The organism is Desulfotignum balticum DSM 7044, assembly GCF_000421285.1.
GTDB lineage: Bacteria > Desulfobacterota > Desulfobacteria > Desulfobacterales > Desulfobacteraceae > Desulfotignum > Desulfotignum balticum.
Map to the genome: position 1 here is coordinate 3,038,232 of NZ_ATWO01000001.1, position 15,314 is coordinate 3,053,545.

General features: G+C 53.6%; 14 protein-coding genes. 5 read left to right on the forward strand and 9 right to left on the reverse strand.

Features of this window, described 5'->3' with window-relative positions; translation table 11 throughout:
- Window positions 1–73 precede the first annotated feature (73 nt).
- A complete protein-coding gene (locus K365_RS0115160; RefSeq protein ID WP_024335267.1) occupies window positions 74–547 on the forward strand; it encodes a CYTH domain-containing protein in 474 nt (157 codons plus the stop codon).
- Complete coding sequence (locus tag K365_RS0115165) at window positions 544–1,512, forward strand: GGDEF domain-containing protein (RefSeq protein WP_024335268.1); 969 nt, start codon at window positions 544–546, stop codon at window positions 1,510–1,512. Before K365_RS0115160 ends, K365_RS0115165 begins: the two co-directional genes overlap by 4 nt.
- Before the next feature lie 95 nt (window positions 1,513–1,607).
- Here the strand turns inward: K365_RS0115165 and K365_RS0115170 are convergent, their stop codons facing one another.
- Window positions 1,608–1,940: a phage holin family protein gene (locus tag K365_RS0115170; protein ID WP_006968215.1), complete on the reverse strand. Its 333-nt coding sequence runs from the start codon at window positions 1,938–1,940 to the stop codon at window positions 1,608–1,610.
- 393 nt (window positions 1,941–2,333) lie between these two features.
- On the opposite strand from K365_RS0115170, the gene K365_RS0115180 reads away from it, so the two are divergent.
- Window positions 2,334–4,040: a DEAD/DEAH box helicase gene (locus tag K365_RS0115180; RefSeq protein ID WP_245569185.1), complete on the forward strand. Its 1,707-nt coding sequence runs from the start codon at window positions 2,334–2,336 to the stop codon at window positions 4,038–4,040.
- 15 nt (window positions 4,041–4,055) lie between these two features.
- Here K365_RS0115180 and K365_RS0115185 read toward each other — a convergent pair whose 3' ends face one another.
- Window positions 4,056–4,670, reverse strand: coding sequence for a LysE family translocator (locus K365_RS0115185; RefSeq protein ID WP_024335270.1), 615 nt, complete (start codon window positions 4,668–4,670; stop codon window positions 4,056–4,058).
- A 232-nt stretch (window positions 4,671–4,902) separates the two neighbouring features.
- Window positions 4,903–5,241, reverse strand: coding sequence for a tRNA-binding protein (locus K365_RS0115190; RefSeq protein ID WP_024335271.1), 339 nt, complete (start codon window positions 5,239–5,241; stop codon window positions 4,903–4,905).
- 244 nt (window positions 5,242–5,485) lie between these two features.
- Here K365_RS0115190 and ispF point away from each other — a divergent pair, with 244 nt between their 5' ends.
- Both ispF and cysS read left to right on the forward strand, forming a co-directional pair.
- A complete protein-coding gene (gene ispF / locus K365_RS0115195; protein ID WP_006968219.1) occupies window positions 5,486–5,998 on the forward strand; it encodes a 2-C-methyl-D-erythritol 2,4-cyclodiphosphate synthase in 513 nt (170 codons plus the stop codon).
- Between the two features lies 1 nt (window position 5,999).
- A complete protein-coding gene (gene cysS, locus K365_RS0115200) occupies window positions 6,000–7,442 on the forward strand; it encodes a cysteine--tRNA ligase (RefSeq protein WP_024335273.1) in 1,443 nt (480 codons plus the stop codon).
- 40 nt (window positions 7,443–7,482) lie between these two features.
- Here cysS and K365_RS0115205 read toward each other — a convergent pair whose 3' ends face one another.
- The 6 genes from K365_RS0115205 to K365_RS0115230 all read right to left on the reverse strand — a co-directional run bounded on the left by K365_RS0115205 (window position 7,483) and on the right by K365_RS0115230 (window position 15,275).
- Window positions 7,483–9,792: a GAF domain-containing protein gene (locus K365_RS0115205; protein WP_024335274.1), complete on the reverse strand. Its 2,310-nt coding sequence runs from the start codon at window positions 9,790–9,792 to the stop codon at window positions 7,483–7,485.
- Complete coding sequence (locus tag K365_RS0115210) at window positions 9,792–11,240, reverse strand: trimethylamine methyltransferase family protein (RefSeq protein WP_006968222.1); 1,449 nt, start codon at window positions 11,238–11,240, stop codon at window positions 9,792–9,794. The genes K365_RS0115205 and K365_RS0115210 overlap by 1 nt, the downstream gene beginning before the upstream one ends.
- 37 nt (window positions 11,241–11,277) lie before the next feature.
- Window positions 11,278–12,957 (reverse strand): glutamine--tRNA ligase/YqeY domain fusion protein, encoded by a 1,680-nt coding sequence (locus K365_RS0115215; RefSeq protein WP_024335275.1) that lies wholly within the window; start codon window positions 12,955–12,957, stop codon window positions 11,278–11,280.
- Window positions 12,958–13,152: 195 nt separating this feature from the next.
- On the reverse strand, window positions 13,153–14,079 hold the full coding sequence (locus K365_RS0115220; RefSeq protein WP_006968224.1) for a methylenetetrahydrofolate reductase: 927 nt from the start codon (window positions 14,077–14,079) through the stop codon (window positions 13,153–13,155).
- Between the two features lie 15 nt (window positions 14,080–14,094).
- Window positions 14,095–14,772, reverse strand: a complete 678-nt coding sequence (locus tag K365_RS0115225) for a methylenetetrahydrofolate reductase C-terminal domain-containing protein (RefSeq protein WP_006968225.1) — start codon at window positions 14,770–14,772, stop codon at window positions 14,095–14,097.
- 116 nt (window positions 14,773–14,888) lie between these two features.
- Window positions 14,889–15,275, reverse strand: coding sequence for a hydrogenase iron-sulfur subunit (locus K365_RS0115230; protein WP_245569285.1), 387 nt, complete (start codon window positions 15,273–15,275; stop codon window positions 14,889–14,891).
- Window positions 15,276–15,314: the final 39 nt, after the last annotated feature.

A 15,314-nucleotide genomic window follows, 5' to 3' on the forward strand; every position in this document is an offset into this window, starting at 1 on the left:
ACCTGGTTTAACCGGGTTCACATCAGCAATGGATATGGTATAGTAAACCATTTTTTATGTAAAGGATCATGCCATGGGCATTGAAATTGAAAAAAAATTTCTGGTCAAGACCCTGCCAGGGGACCTGACCCCGGGGGTACACATCTGCCAGGGATATCTGCTCAACACCCCGGAAAAAATTGTGCGGGTCCGCATCAAAGGGGAAAAAGGAGTGTTAACCATAAAAGGCCTCCCCGTTGAATTGGTGCGGCCGGAATATGAATATGAGATTCCAGTGACAGATGCAAGGCAGATGCTGGACCGGTTCTGTGACGGCAAGCTCATTGAAAAATGCCGGCACACCTGTCTGCATCAGAGCATGACATGGGTGATCGACCGGTTTTCAGGGGCCAACCAGGGGTTGGTGGTGGCGGAAATCGAGTTAACCGCCCCGGACCAGCCGTTTTCAATCCCGCCCTGGGCCGGCCCGGAAGTGACTGATGATCCCCGGTATCTCAACGCCAACCTGATCCACAATCCTTACACCCTCTGGCAGGCAGACAAATGATCTGGACCAAATATCAGGACCCGACACAGCTGGTTCAGTATCTCAACCATCATGCCCAGATTCTGCTTCTGATCCTGGACAACACCGGCATTATCCAGCATGCCAACCGGTTTGCCGACCATTATATCGGCGGTCCTGTGACGGGCAAACCGTTCCAGGAGCTGATTCGCGACTTTCACCAGACGTTTCAGCTGGATCAGGCTGCCACCTGTCCGGACACGGTCCATCTGCTGGAATTTGACACCCCTTCCGGCCTGTCCCAGACCTGCAGGTTCCATTTTTATGCCTCCTCCGGCCATATACTGGCCCTGGGCCAACTGGATGTGGAGGAAATCTCAACCTTAAGCGATGAACTGGTGGCACTCAATCAGGAACTCAACAACCTCACCCGTCAGTTGAATGTCAAAAACCGGGAACTGACGAAGGCCAATAAAACAATCCTGGAGCTCACCCGGATCGATCCTTTGACCGGACTGGCCAACCGGCGGTTTTTCTCCGAACGGATCCAGGAAATGATTTCCCTGGCCCTTCGGCGGTCTCAGCCCCTTTCGTTGATCATGACCGATATCGATCACTTCAAGCGGGTGAACGACACCTGGGGTCATGATGCCGGGGACCGGGTGCTCAAGGCATATGCCGACTTGATGAAAACCCGGACCCGGGCCGAAGATCTGGTAGCCCGTTTCGGTGGAGAGGAGTTTATCATTTTAATGCCGCTGGCCGATGTTCACGAGGCGTTTGCGTATGCAGAGCGGATCCGATGTGCCCTGGCAAAAGCAGATCTGATTGAAAGCGGTGATCCGGTCACAGCCAGCTTCGGGGTTGCCGGGCTTGTTTTCGATGAAACCGGCGACGATATCATCAAACGGGCGGACACCGCACTTTACCAGGCCAAGGCATCGGGCCGCAACCGCATCGTGATCGCTTCCGAAACTCCTTTGAAAAATGGATCTGACAGCCTTTGAATATCTCCAGTGCCACGTCTGCTGTCGGCAGACGGGCTATGTCGACGAGTTCAAGGCGGAAATCACCAATGACAATTTACGACGGCCAGATCAATCTATAACGCCCATTTTATAAAGGAATCAACCAGGGTGATGCACAGAGCCGCAATGAATGTGGTAAAAAAATCCCTGATTTTAAAATCCTGAACCAATTTATCCGTGCCCCACAAAAGAATGGCATTGATCACCAGTTTGAACAAGCCGAATGTAATGATTATAAACGGCAGGGAAATCAAAATCAGGAGCCAGCCGAACAGAAAACTGATCACACTGTAAACAATGGCGACAATGACTGCGGTCATGAAATTTTTTATCCGGATACCCGGAAGAAAGTTTGCGACCAGAAAAACAGCAATACTTAGAATCAGAATGTTGACCAGCGTGGACATAAAAATTTCTCCTCATTCCCGGGGTATCTTTTAAAAAAAATAATATCAGGCATGCCTATCCCTGAAATTTCGAATTTTTTGCACTATAAATGTCCATGGCCGATCTGTCAAGAAAACCGGGAACACCCATTTTTCATCAACCTTTTTGTTGATCCTTTTTCCATTTATTTCAAAGAATAAATAGCATATTGGAAATTAATTCCTTGTAAAACCATCAAATGGGTGTATGATACCTTGTTCTACTGATCCATCAGATCCTGTGTTCTTCCAATTGACATACCATACAGGCTTTAAACGATAGCACCGGCTAAGGATTGGAAACCGGTGTGACTGCATAAATATTTAAGGAATACCATGCCTCAAAAAAATTTACCCGCGACCGGGTTTGAGCAAATGAATCTAAACCCGATTGTGTTTTCCGCCCTGAAAGATCTGGGATATGACACCCCCACCCCCATCCAGTCCCGGACCATTCCCTGTCTGATCCAAGGAAAAGATGTACTGGGACAGGCCCGGACCGGCACGGGAAAAACAGCCGCTTTTGCCCTGCCTTTGCTGTCCCGCATTGATTTGACAAACAAAAAGCCCCAGGTGCTGGTGCTGACTCCCACAAGGGAACTGGCCATCCAGGTGGCAGCATCTTTTAAAGACTATGGCAAAAACATGCCCGGACTGAACGTTCTGCCGGTCTACGGCGGACAAAGCTATGGCGTTCAGCTCAACCAGCTTAAGCGGGGCGTCCATGTGGTGGTAGGGACCCCGGGCCGGCTCATGGACCATATGAAAAAAAAGACCGTGTCTTTTTCAGATCTCTTCTGCCTGATTTTAGATGAAGCGGACGAAATGCTGAATATGGGATTTATCGAAGATGTGGAATGGATTCTGGACAAAACACCCCGGGGTCGCCAGTCTGCGCTGTTTTCCGCCACCATGCCCGGACCCGTGCAAAAAATCGCCCGGAAATACCTGAACACACCGGAGCAGATCATACTGCCCCAGGATACGCCGGACTCCGGTAACATTCACCAGCAATACTGCATGATGGATCAGAGAAAAAAAACCGGTACACTGGTCCGGATACTTGAGTCGGTTCATTTTGACGGCGTGATTGTCTTTACCAAGACCAAAGCGGCAACCCTTGAAGTGGCCGCAGCCCTCGAAGCCGGCGGATTCAAGGCAGAGGCCCTGAACGGGGACATGGCCCAGAACGCCCGGGAACAGGCTGTGAACCGTCTGAAAAAAGGACATGTCGATATCCTTGCGGCCACGGATGTGGCAGCCAGGGGCCTGGATGTGGACCGGATTTCCCATGTGGTGAATTTCGATATGCCGTCCAAGGTGGCGCCCTACATTCACAGGATCGGACGCACCGGCCGGGCCGGACGGACCGGCGAAGCCATTCTCCTGTTGAACAGAAATGAAAAATGGATGCTCAAAGCCATTGAAAAACAGACCGGCACAAAAATCAAAGAACTGGTCATGCCGTCCAGTGAAACCATTAACAAAAAACGGATCACCACGTTTTACAACCGCATTTCCAAGGCGCTCTCAACAAAAGATACCGATGCAGACGTTTTTGAAACCCTGATCAGCGACTATGCCCAACAGGAAAATGTGCCTGTGGCAAAAGTAGCCGCAGCCCTGGCAAAGATGGCCCATGGAGACACTCCGTTTTTTCTGAAGGATATGCCGGCAAAGGTCTCTCGAACCGCTGTCAGAAAAGCGCCTGGAAAACCGGCGACGTCTAAAAGAGCAGCGTCTAAAAAACCAGCATTCCCCAAAAAAACAGGGGTTGAAAAACCAGTGGTCTCTAAAAAAACAGCGCCGGTAACACCGGAAGCCCCCCATACGCCTCCCCCTGAAAAAGGAATGGAGCGCTACAGGATTGAGGTGGGCAACAGCCATGGCCTGCGGCCCAAAGATATTGTGGGGGCCATTTCAAACGAGGCCGGCCTTGACAGCCGCCATATCGGACAGATCAACATTGAACAGGAATTTTCCTTTGTGGATCTGCCCTTTGGCATGCCCGGCAATACCTTTCAGATGTTGAAAAAAACCTGGGTCAGATCCCGCCGCATGGCTATTTCAAGGTGTGCCTGAATCCACAAACAGGCATCACCGCCCGGAAAACGCCAGCCTGGCCCCCAGCATGGCAAACATGGCGGCAAAGGTGCGCTGCACATATTTGACCTTTCCCGGAGAATTGGCAATCCAGATGCGGGCTTTGTCCGCCAGCAGGGCATACACAATGAACACGACCCATGTCATCCCCATAAACACACTTCCCAGCACGAGCATGTTAAGAACAGGCATAGGTGCCTGGACCGGGATGAACTGGGGCAAAAAGGCCAGAAAAAAAATGGTCAGCTTCGGGTTGAGGATATTGATCAAAAAGCCTTTGAATGCGATCTTAAACATGCTTTTCCGGTTTTCTTCAGCCGTCAGCTCCAGGGTGCCGGTCTGGCGCCACATGGACCAGGCCAGATAAAGCAGATACGCGGACCCGGCAAATTTCAGGACCTGAAACGCCAGGGCACTGGTATGAAAGATGGCTGCCAACCCCAGAATACAGGACAGCATGGACGGAATAATCCCGGCCGTACACCCGGTTGCCGCAAACACACCAGCCCGAGTGCCCCTGAACAGACCGGTGGAAATGGTATAGATTACCCCGGTTCCAGGCAACACCACCACAATGAACGACGTAATTAAAAATTCCATGCTGATCATAAAAACCTCCAATAGGTCCTGAAAATAATATCTGAATCCACCCTGTTGTCAGGCCTGTGCGCACCTGGGATGCCGACCGTCTGCTTTAAATCCGTCGTGGAAAACAACGGTTCCCTGCGGCACATACCCGGTGAAAGGCAAAGCAAAAAACACCTCTAATGATTTTCGTATTCATGATTGCTTCTTCTAATTGTTGTTGAAAACGCTATGGCTTGCATTTTTCTCCAGCAGCTTACAGCAATTTCATACCCAATGGCACCGGCTTGTCCGGCACACAAAGTGCCACTTCACCATCGGCATTATGGAACCCGGTCACCAGACACTCCGACATCAATGGCCCAATCTGTTTTTTGGGGAAATTCACCACCGCCACCACCAGCTTGCCCACCAGTTCCTCCGGTTTATAAAGATGTGTGATCTGAGCACTTGATTTTCTGATCCCGATTTCTTCCCCAAAATCCACCTGCAGCACATATGCCGGCTTACGCGCCTGGTGAAACACCTCTGCACTCAGCACCCGCCCGACACGTAATTCCACTTTTGTAAATTCATCCCAGGAAATGGTTTGCATGATTATCTCCCATCACAGCCTCTGCTTGTGTTAAAAATTGCCACTCAAACCTTAACGAAACCTGTCATAGCACCTTTTACAGGGTGTTTCAACTGTAACTCCCGCATTACCGTCAACCTGATGCCGCTAATCTTCTGTAATGTTCCATGCCCTTCATGGGGTTTTATATTCCAAACCGCCGGGGAATATGATATTTTATCAATTTTAAATTGCACAAACATGAAAAAGGCATATGTTGACACACATGGAAACATTGGATATCAGAATCGGCATGGGCACGGATGTGCATGCGTTTGCCACAGACCGGGACCTGATTCTGGGCGGGGTGATGATCGACCATGACATGGGCCTGGCCGGTCATTCGGATGCAGATGTGCTGATCCATGCCGTGTGCGACGCCATCTTAGGTGCAGCCGGCATGGGGGATATCGGGGATCTGTTTCCGGACACGGATCCGAAATACAAAAACATCGATTCCCGCATCCTGCTGGCAACCTGCGCCCGGAACCTGGCACAGGCCGGATACCGGATCATGAACCTGGACTGCACGGTGTTTGCCCAGGTCCCGAAACTGGGGCACAAAAAACAGGAAATGGCCGCCAGCATGGCTGAAACACTGGAGATATCACCCGGATGCGTAAACGTGAAAGCCACCACCACCGAGCATCTGGGGTTTATCGGCCGAAAACAGGGAATCGCAGCCCAGGCCATTGTATTGATTGCCGCGCAAACCAACCCAAACATCAGGGAAACATGATATGAGCTTAAAAATATACAATACACTTACCAGTAAAAAAGAAACGTTTATTCCCATTGAAAAAGACACGGTCAAGATGTACGTATGCGGCCCCACGGTCTATGACACCAGCCATATCGGCCATGCCAGGTCTGTGGTGGTATTTGACATGATCTTCCGGTGGCTGACCCGCATCGGATATGCAGTCACTTATGTACGCAATTTCACGGATGTGGATGACAAGATCATCAAAAAATCCAATGAAACCGGGGAGGCGTGTGCCGCCATCACGGAAAAATATATTGATGAATTCCACAATGAAATGGATGCGCTGAATGTCCTGCGGCCCACCATGGAACCCAAGGCCACCGAGCATATCACGCATATCATCGCATTTGTGGAAAAGCTCATTGACAAAGGCAAGGCCTATGCCGTGGATGACGGAAACGTGTATTTTTCCATTGACGCGTTTGAAACTTATGGCCGGCTGTCCGGCAGAAACCCGGAAGACATGCGGGCCGGATCACGCATCGCCGTGGAGGAAAAAAAGAAAAATCCTTTGGATTTCACCCTGTGGAAGCCGGCAAAACCGGGCGAACCCTATTGGGAAAGCCCCTGGGGCAAGGGACGGCCCGGATGGCACATCGAGTGCTCCGCCATGAGCCATGAATATTTGGGCGAAGGGTTTGACATCCACGGCGGGGGCAAGGATTTGATCTTTCCCCACCACGAGAACGAAATCGCCCAGAGTGAGGCCCTGTTCGGTACCCAGTTTGTGAAATACTGGATTCACAACGGATTTGTGGACATCAACAACGAGAAAATGTCCAAATCTTTAGGCAACTTCACCATGATCAAGGATGTGCTGGAAAAATATTCGCCCGAGGTGATCCGGATGTTTCTGTTGTCCAATCACTACCGCAGCCCCATTGACTACAGCGAACAATCCATGTACGAGGTGGGGATGGGCCTGGACCGGATCTATGGATTTCTGAAACGCCTGGAAAACCTGGGCATCACTCCGGATGCGGGAAACACCCCGGGAGGCGGGCCCCTGTGGCAGGCATTTTCCGATGCCATGAACGATGATTTCAACTCGGCCAAAGCCATGGCTGCGGTGTTTGAAACCGTGAAAAAAGGCAACAAGATGCTGGACCAGGCATCGGACCGGCCCGATGAAGCGGTCTTGTCCGAACTGGCACAGATCAGAACGGACATGGCTGCCATCTCCGGTATCCTGGGCATTTTTCTTGAAACACCTTCTGCCTGGTTTGCCGCCAAAAAGGACAAGGGCATGGCGGACATGGCCGTGACACCGGAACAGGTGGAGGCATTGATCGCAGAGCGGACTCAGGCCAGAAAAGACAGAAACTTTGCCCGGGCCGATGAGATCAGAGACCAGCTTCAGGACATGAACATTATTCTGGAGGACGGCCCCGGCGGCACGGTGTGGCGGTTTGCCTGACTGACTGACCGGCCTGTCCTGAACCAATCCCGGAGAAGGGTCAGGCCGACAGGGTCACCCCCACCCGGAACGCCTTGAGTCCCATGACATCGGGCATATCGGCCAGGTCCAGGCGCTCCAGGTCATTTTCCAGTTTTCCCTGATCCGTGAGAAACCGGATGTGCTGCACAATCTCCTTTTCTTCATTCGGAGTGGCATACACCACGGCAATGCGCCCCGGCTGGGTCAGGCGTTCTCCGGTGCCCTTGATCAGGGCTTTGTCCAGCCGGGACTTGATGATTTCATGTCTGACATCATAGGCTCCGTCCACATCAAATCGTTTTTCATCATACCGGAACCGGATGGACAGCGGGGTGTGGTTCACCAGAATGAGATGACAGGTATCCAGCGGGATCTTCAGGTCCGGCTTGATCTTTTCCGTGCAAAGCGCCATGCCCCGGGCCGCCATGATCTGCCACAGGGTCATATCCCGGATATGAAATGACGGCAGGGTACCGGTTTCCATCATGGCGGCACCAATATACATCATGTAGTCCACCCCGTCGGTCCGGCGTTTTTCAAAATAATGGGGAAACGCCTGCTGAATTTTTGCATCTTCCTGCTCCAGATAAGCGGAAAGGCCTGAATTCAGGGCTGCCACACTGTCCTCATATTCTTTTTGCCGGTGATGGATCATGCCGCTCACCGGATCCACCTCCTGGCAGTAACCATGGATTTTCTCATCCAGATCACCGGCAATTCCTTTCAGCGAGTCAAAGGTTTCAGTCACTTCCTGATTGAGAAGTGAAAACACACTGCTTTCATGACTGGAGGTCATTCCGCCGGACAGAGCCGTCAGCAAAGTTTCGATCCGGAACACATATTGACGCAGCAATGGCCAGGGCCGCGCTGCCGCCGCTGATCTCATGATATCCAGTGCCAGGGTGAGCTGCCGGGTCAAATCCTGCTGAATTCCCTGGTTTCTGGCCCTGGAAGATCCCCGGACGTCAGACTGCCCGTAAAACGGCACCACATCCTTGAAAACAATATCCTCCATTCTCGGGGAACGCTTTCCCCGGCGCAAGGCATCCAGATGGGCCAGGGCCGCCTTTTCAAACCGCCATTCCACAGAGGGGTGCACCGCGGTGCACTGGGCCTTTATCACGGTCTGGACCTGTTTGGTCAATTCATCCTGGCCCCGTTTCAGGGCCACGGCAAACAACGGGGTCACCTGGCTCATGAGGATCGCTTCAAACGGGCCGAAATCATGGGGATGGGGAGAAAAAACCTCCAGCAACCCGATCCGTTGACCCTGATATACCAGAGGCGACAGCAGCATGGACCGGATACCCGCGGTCACGGCTTCTGATTCGGCATGAATCAACGGCTGTTTTTTTGACAGATCCGCCACCCGGAACACGGCATCTCCCTGGGCTGCCGTCATCCATACCGATCCTTCCAGGTCTTTGAGACAAAAATGATGGGAATTTAAAAACAGGCAATCCACCTTGGAGTGGTGATCATTTTTGGTCACCATGACCTGGTCTCCCTTGAGCGAGGAGATGGACACCCCCAGGTCCGGCCGCCGGAACAGGGATTGAAGCCGTGATTCGATCTGCTGGATCCCCGGAGATGCAAAAATGGAATTCTCATCCACCAGGTCCCGCTCCAGGGCCGACAGAATCGCTTTTTCCGTCACATCCTGAACCCGGATGATCACAAATCCCCTGAATTCAAACTGTGACAGATCAATGAGCCGGGCCAGCTGGACCTGATCGGCCAGATGATCCAGTATCCATTCATGATCCGCTTCCGACAGAGGCCGGGGCACACCCACCGGGGTCAGATCCACGAACCGGTAGTCCGGGACCTCTTCATAATACCGGTCCAGTCCGGTTTTCTCATCAGTCAGGACCCGGGTGTGCAGGTTGCTCAGCAACGGGCCGGAAAATCCGTAAATACGCTCCAGAACCAGGTAATAGACGCTGAGAAACCGCTGGTCCATGTCGGAATCAAATTTTTCTTTCAATGTGGGTTTCAAGGCATGGCCCCGGTCCAGAAACAGGTGCTGAAACCCGGGGGTGGCATAAAACCCTTCAAATGAACAGGGCGCGAACGCTGCTGTCAGTTCCCGGTCATAGGATGCCGGGGACACCACGGCGGTCATCAGGGTATGAACGATGTCCGGATATTCTGCCAAAGCGGAGATGTCCTGAATGTCTCCCTTAAGCGACAGGGGCAGACGCTCCATGATGCCGTCAAACAGATCCGCCATATGTGGGCACCGGGGAATCAGCTCGGTTTTCCAGAACGTGAGCAACGGGGCCAGGCTCAACATGGAACGGGCCTGAACGCAATCAGACAGGATCATCAGTCCAGAAACCGGGCTGCGGGCTGGTGGTTGAATTTTCTGGCCGTCACATAAGCGGTCAGGGCATGTTCCAGTCCCGGGTCGATGGGCGGTTTTTCGTAATTTTCCAGCCGGGGCCCTAACGCTTTGTATGCCTGATCCTCCACCCGCATGGCCCCGCTTTTTTGCCATCGGGAGTAGTCTTTGCGGTTAAAAAGACGCGATGCAGACAGGTTCCGGAACTTCTGAAACGTGGAAGGATGGGTTAAATACTGCCCCCCGATGCCCACCTGGTTCACCAGGTCCGTGTCAATGGTTTCCCCGGCCGGAATCATGGGAGTGAGGATGTTTCTGACCATGCGGCAGATCTCCTCGTCCAGAAGCCATTTTTCATACCCCATGGAGATATACGACCCCATCTGGCCGCAGGCATGATAGATGAAATGGGCCCCGTTGCGCACCACCGTGGAAAGCATGAGCGTGCCTTCGGCCAGGGCCTGGGCATCGGGCAGATGGGCGTCGGTGAGGCTGCCCCCGGCCCGGCAGGGAAGCTTGTAGAACCCGGCCATCTGGGCCGTGGCACTGGCGATCTTGACGGCTTCGGACGTGCCCACGGCCGACACCATGGTGCGCATGTCAATGGGTGCGGAAGAAGAGCCATACAGCACCGGGGCTCCCGGACTCACCAGCTGGGTGAGCACCACACCGGCCAGCACTTCCGCGTTCTCCAAAACCAGCAGTTCCGGCAGGGACACCGGTCCGCTGACCCCGGCCAGGATCATGTTGGAAATCACCACGGGCTGGCGCCAGCCCGCCATCTGCAAAATCACATCCCCTTCTTCCTTGGAAAAACGTAAAGGGGACAGGGTATTGGCCACGGCCGCCACCACCGGCATATCCAGCATCTTTTCCCGGCCCCCGAAAATAATGGCGGCCATCTCCAGGGCATCTGCCGCTTCCTGGCCACTGCCCGAGGCCCCGAAAACGGGTTTGTCGCACAGGGTCATGTAGGCCAGCATCATGTCCAGGTTGGCGGTCTCCCAGGGCAGGTCCGTGGGTTGAACCATGAGATACCCGCCCATATCCACCTGATCCGAGGTCTGAACCAGTTTGCAGCAGGCCTTGAAATCGTCAAATGTGGCCGGCCGCTGGGTCCCGTCAGTGCCGGCAATATAAGTAGCCCCGCCTGTGGGGATGAACACGAACCCGTCCGGGCCGCCGATGGTCACGTTTCTCGCCGGATTTCTGGCATGCAGGGTAAAGGACGGCACCGTGGTGGAAAGCGCGCGGTAGATATCGGTTTCTTCAAAATAAACCCGGGTGCCGTCTGTTTTAAATCCCCGGGACTTGAACAGGCCGGCGATACGTTCATGGTTGAAATCAATGCCGGTGTGGCGCAAAACATTCATGGATGCGTCGTGAATCCGGGTCAGGTCCTGAAAAGAGAGCCGCTGCATCCGGTCGATCATTATCTGCCTCCCAAGCGTTGTTATCGGGTTTGAGTCATTATCGTTGTTTTCCCGTTACTTTGGCCCAGGTATCCCGCAGGGTCACGGTGCGGTTGAACACCGGAGCGGATGAAGTGCTGTCTTTGACATCCAGACAGAAATACCCCAGGCGCTCAAACTGAAACACCTGTTCCGGCCGGGCATGGGCCAGATTTTTTTCCAGTTTGCAGTCATTCAGGATTTCCAGGGATGCGGGGTTCAGATTCTGTGTAAAATCCTGTCCCCCTTTTTCCGGATCTTCATCCATGAACAGCCGGTCATAGAGATTGACCCGGGCGGACAGGCAGTTGCCGGCATCCACCCAGTGAATAGTGCCTTTCACCTTTCGACCGTCCGGCGCATTGCCGCCTTTTGTTGCCGGATCATAGGTGCAGATCAGGGATGTGACATGTCCCTGATCATCTTTGACCACTTGTTTGCAGGTCACCAGATACGCACTGCGCAGCCGCACCTCCCGGCCCGGGCCTAAGCGGAAGAACTTTTTCGGAGGATCTTCCATGAAATCATCCTGCTCCACATAAATCTCTTTTGAAAAAGTGATTTCCCGGGTGCCCATCTCCGGTTTCTGGGGGTGGACCATGGATGTCAGGGTTTCAGTTTTATCTTCCGGATAATTTTCAATGATCACCTTCAAAGGTCTAAGCACCCCCATGGCCCGGGGCGCGTTTTCATTGAGGTCTTCTCTGAGGCAGGACTCCAGCAGGCCCACGTCGATGCGGCTTTCTTTTTTGGACACGCCAATGGTGTCGCAGAATTTCCGGATGGCCGAGGGCGTGTACCCCCGCCGCCGCATCCCTTCCAGGGTGGGCAGCCGGGGATCGTCCCAGCCCGCCACATGGCCCTGGTCCACCAGGAGCTGGAGCTTGCGCTTGGACAAAACCGTGTAATTGATATTCATGCGCGCAAATTCGATCTGCTGCGGGTGACAGGGCACGGACAGATTGTCCAGGTACCAGTCATACAGGGGCCGGTGGTCTTCAAATTCCAGGCTGCACAAAGAATGGGTAATGCCTTCCAGGGCATCGGACACACAATGGGTAAAATCATACATGGGATAGATGCACCACTTGTCCCCGGTTCGGGGATGGGGGGCTTTTTTAATGCGGTAAATCACCGGGTCCCGCAGATTGATGTTGGGGGAGGCCATGTCGATTTTGGCCCGCAGGGTGTGGGTTCCTTCTTCAAACTCCCCGTTTTTCATGCGTGAAAACAGATCCAGGTTCTCGGCTGCGGACCGGTCCCTAAACGGGCTGTTTTTTCCCGGTTCTGTCAGGGTGCCCCGGTATGCCCGGATCTCTTCGGCCGGCAGGCTGCACACATAGGCCAGGCCTTTTTCAATGAGTTCTTTGGCAAAGGCATATAATTGATCAAAATAATCCGAGGCAAACAAGGCGCTGCCATAATCAAACCCCAGCCAGTGCACCGTGGATTCAATGGAATCGATATAGATCTGTTTTTCCTTGGCCGGATTGGAGTCATCAAACCGCAGGTTGCAAAGGCCAAAAAATTTTTGGGCCATATTAAAATTCAGGCAGATGGATTTGGCATGCCCGATGTGCAGGTATCCGTTGGGTTCCGGCGGAAACCGGGTGGCCACCCGGCCGTCGTTTTTATTGGTTGCCACATCCTGCCGGATAATGGTCTCGATAAAATGGCCTCTGTTGATCGTCTCTTCCATTGTCCCCTCTTTTGTCAGCAGGCATCTGTGCCTGTTATCCCCATACGGTATGCGTTTTTCGGCACCTGATGCCGCAATAATTTTCAACGGATATAGCAATGCATTCAAACTTGCATAAATACCATATTCCAAATCGGGTTGAAAGAGATAAATTGTCGGGGCCAGAAGATAAGTTCTGACCCCGGGGGGAAGGATTTACGGCCGGGGGAGAACGCCGGCCCGTTCGGCGATTTCCGGAACTTTATGCTCCCATTCAATGGCCATGAGGTGAACCCCGGCCACGCCTTGCATTTCCTTGAACGCTTCGATCTGTTCAAGGGCGAATCGGATGCCCTCTTCGGCCTGATCCCGCTTGTCCACGCCCTTGAGGCGCTTGATAAGCGATGCCGGAATGTCCATACCCGGCACATACTTGGACATGAAGTTGGCCATGCCCGCATTTTTCATGGGCGTGACCCCGGCCAGGATGTAGCAGCGTTCATGGAGTCCTTTGTCCACCACCTGTTTCATGAAGTCCCGGAATTTGTCCATGTTGAAAATGCACTGGGTCTGGATGAAATCCGCGCCTGCTGCGATCTTGGTGGCCAGGCGGTGAACCCGGAACTCATAGGGATCGGCAAACGGGTTGCAGGCCGCACCGATGAACATCTTAGGCGCCACATCAATGTCCTCGCCGTTCAAAAATTTCTCCTCGTCCCGCATCTTTTTCACCAGAGCGATGAGCTGCATGGAATCGATGTCGTGCACGTTCTTGGCTTCCGGGTGGTTGCCGAAACTCTGGTGATCCCCGGACAGGCACAGCATATTCCTTACCCCCAGTGCATAGGCCCCCAGAATATCGGACATCATGGCCAGGCGGTTTCTGTCTCTGCACACCATCTGAAAATTGGGCTCCAGTCCCTCGGCCTTCATCAACGCGGATCCGGCCAGAGAAGACATCCGCACCACTGCGGTCTGGTTGTCGGTCATGTTGACGCAGTCCACGTTGCCCTTAAGGTATTTAAACTTTTTCCGCAAGTGTGCCACATTGGCGCCTTTGGGGGGACCGCATTCTCCGGTAAAGGCAAAATGACCGGCTGTCAGGACTTTTTCAAGATTGCTGCCTGATTGGGTTGCTGTCATGGCATGTGTCTCCTTTTATATGGTTCCCTTGACCAGTTCTTCTCTGATACTGCGCCGGGGACCGCCGTCCCGGGCCGTGCGCCAGTCCTTGAAGGGCTTGATCGCCACCAGATCTTCCAGGCGGCCGGTTTCCAGTTTCTTTTTTACAATGGCATCCCAGATGCACGCCGTGTCCTTGTGCACCTCGCAGATGCCGTTGGAAGACCCGCCGCAGGGGCCGTGTAACAGGCTTTTGGCACACCGGGCAATGGGACACAACCCGCCGAACAGATGGATGGCACAGGCCCCGCACCCGGCGCAGCGCTCCTCCCACACCCCGTGCTGAACCGCGCCACCGAAAAACGTGGTGTTCACCGCCGGAAAAAACACCTGGTCCGGATACATTTCCGACAGAAACTGGGGTCCCACGCCGCAGGCCATGGACACCACCGCATCATAATCTGCCACACTATCGGCCAGCTGGGCCACATATTCGTTGTCACACTGGCGTTCCAGGGCCCGGTGTTCCACCTTGACCGGCCGTCCTTCTTTCTTTCGGGCGATCTTCACCGTTGAAGCCAGAATCTCCGCCTCCTTGAGCCCGCCCACATTACACACGGTCACACATCCCTTGCATCCGAGGATAAGAATTTTATCCCTGTCCGCCACCATCCCCAGTATCTCTTCCAGAGACTTGCGATCTGCAACTATCATGTTACCTCCCTTCCGGGGTCAACTTCAGCTTCGGGGTCAGGCCTGCGTTATTGTAGTTATTCAATAAAAAATAACTACAATAACGCAGGCCTGACCCCGTTTTGACCCCAATATTGTTATCGGACCGGGGTGGGGCCCAGGTCTCTGATCTGCTCCACCATCTCGTTGGCAATCTCAGCGAACCGGGCGCCCTGGGCCGAAGACAGGTTGTACATGGCCACCCGCTCCGGTTCGATGCCCAGTTCGGCGAGCACTTTTTTCACGTATGCCACCTTGCGCCTTGCCTTGTAATTGCCTTCCAGGTAGTGGCACTCCCCTTCCAGGCATCCGGCCACGTATACCCCGTCCGCCCCGTCCTCCAGGGCGGACAGCAGGTGAACGATGTCCACCCGGCCGGTGCACGGCACCTGGATGATCTTGATGTTGGCCGGGTAGGTCAGCCTCATGGAACCTGCCAGGTCCCCTGCGGCGTACGCTCAGTACTGACAGCAGAACGCAATGATTCTGGGTTCATGCACCTGGGGGTTCATGGCACTTTTTTC

What these genes read in the sequence shown, in the direction of transcription:
- K365_RS0115160 (WP_024335267.1), top strand. Translation starts at nt 74, where the DNA reads ATGGGCATTGAAATTGAAAAAAAATTTCTGGTCAAGACCCTGCCAGGG.
- K365_RS0115165 (WP_024335268.1), top strand. Translation starts at nt 544, where the DNA reads ATGATCTGGACCAAATATCAGGACCCGACACAGCTGGTTCAGTATCTC.
- K365_RS0115170 (WP_006968215.1), bottom strand. Translation starts at nt 1,940, where the DNA reads ATGTCCACGCTGGTCAACATTCTGATTCTAAGTATTGCTGTTTTTCTG.
- K365_RS0115180 (WP_245569185.1), top strand. Translation starts at nt 2,334, where the DNA reads ATGAATCTAAACCCGATTGTGTTTTCCGCCCTGAAAGATCTGGGATAT.
- K365_RS0115185 (WP_024335270.1), bottom strand. Translation starts at nt 4,670, where the DNA reads ATGATCAGCATGGAATTTTTAATTACGTCGTTCATTGTGGTGGTGTTG.
- K365_RS0115190 (WP_024335271.1), bottom strand. Translation starts at nt 5,241, where the DNA reads ATGCAAACCATTTCCTGGGATGAATTTACAAAAGTGGAATTACGTGTC.
- ispF (WP_006968219.1), top strand. Translation starts at nt 5,486, where the DNA reads ATGGAAACATTGGATATCAGAATCGGCATGGGCACGGATGTGCATGCG.
- cysS (WP_024335273.1), top strand. Translation starts at nt 6,000, where the DNA reads ATGAGCTTAAAAATATACAATACACTTACCAGTAAAAAAGAAACGTTT.
- K365_RS0115205 (WP_024335274.1), bottom strand. Translation starts at nt 9,792, where the DNA reads ATGATCCTGTCTGATTGCGTTCAGGCCCGTTCCATGTTGAGCCTGGCC.
- K365_RS0115210 (WP_006968222.1), bottom strand. Translation starts at nt 11,240, where the DNA reads ATGATCGACCGGATGCAGCGGCTCTCTTTTCAGGACCTGACCCGGATT.
- K365_RS0115215 (WP_024335275.1), bottom strand. Translation starts at nt 12,957, where the DNA reads ATGGAAGAGACGATCAACAGAGGCCATTTTATCGAGACCATTATCCGG.
- K365_RS0115220 (WP_006968224.1), bottom strand. Translation starts at nt 14,079, where the DNA reads ATGACAGCAACCCAATCAGGCAGCAATCTTGAAAAAGTCCTGACAGCC.
- K365_RS0115225 (WP_006968225.1), bottom strand. Translation starts at nt 14,772, where the DNA reads ATGATAGTTGCAGATCGCAAGTCTCTGGAAGAGATACTGGGGATGGTG.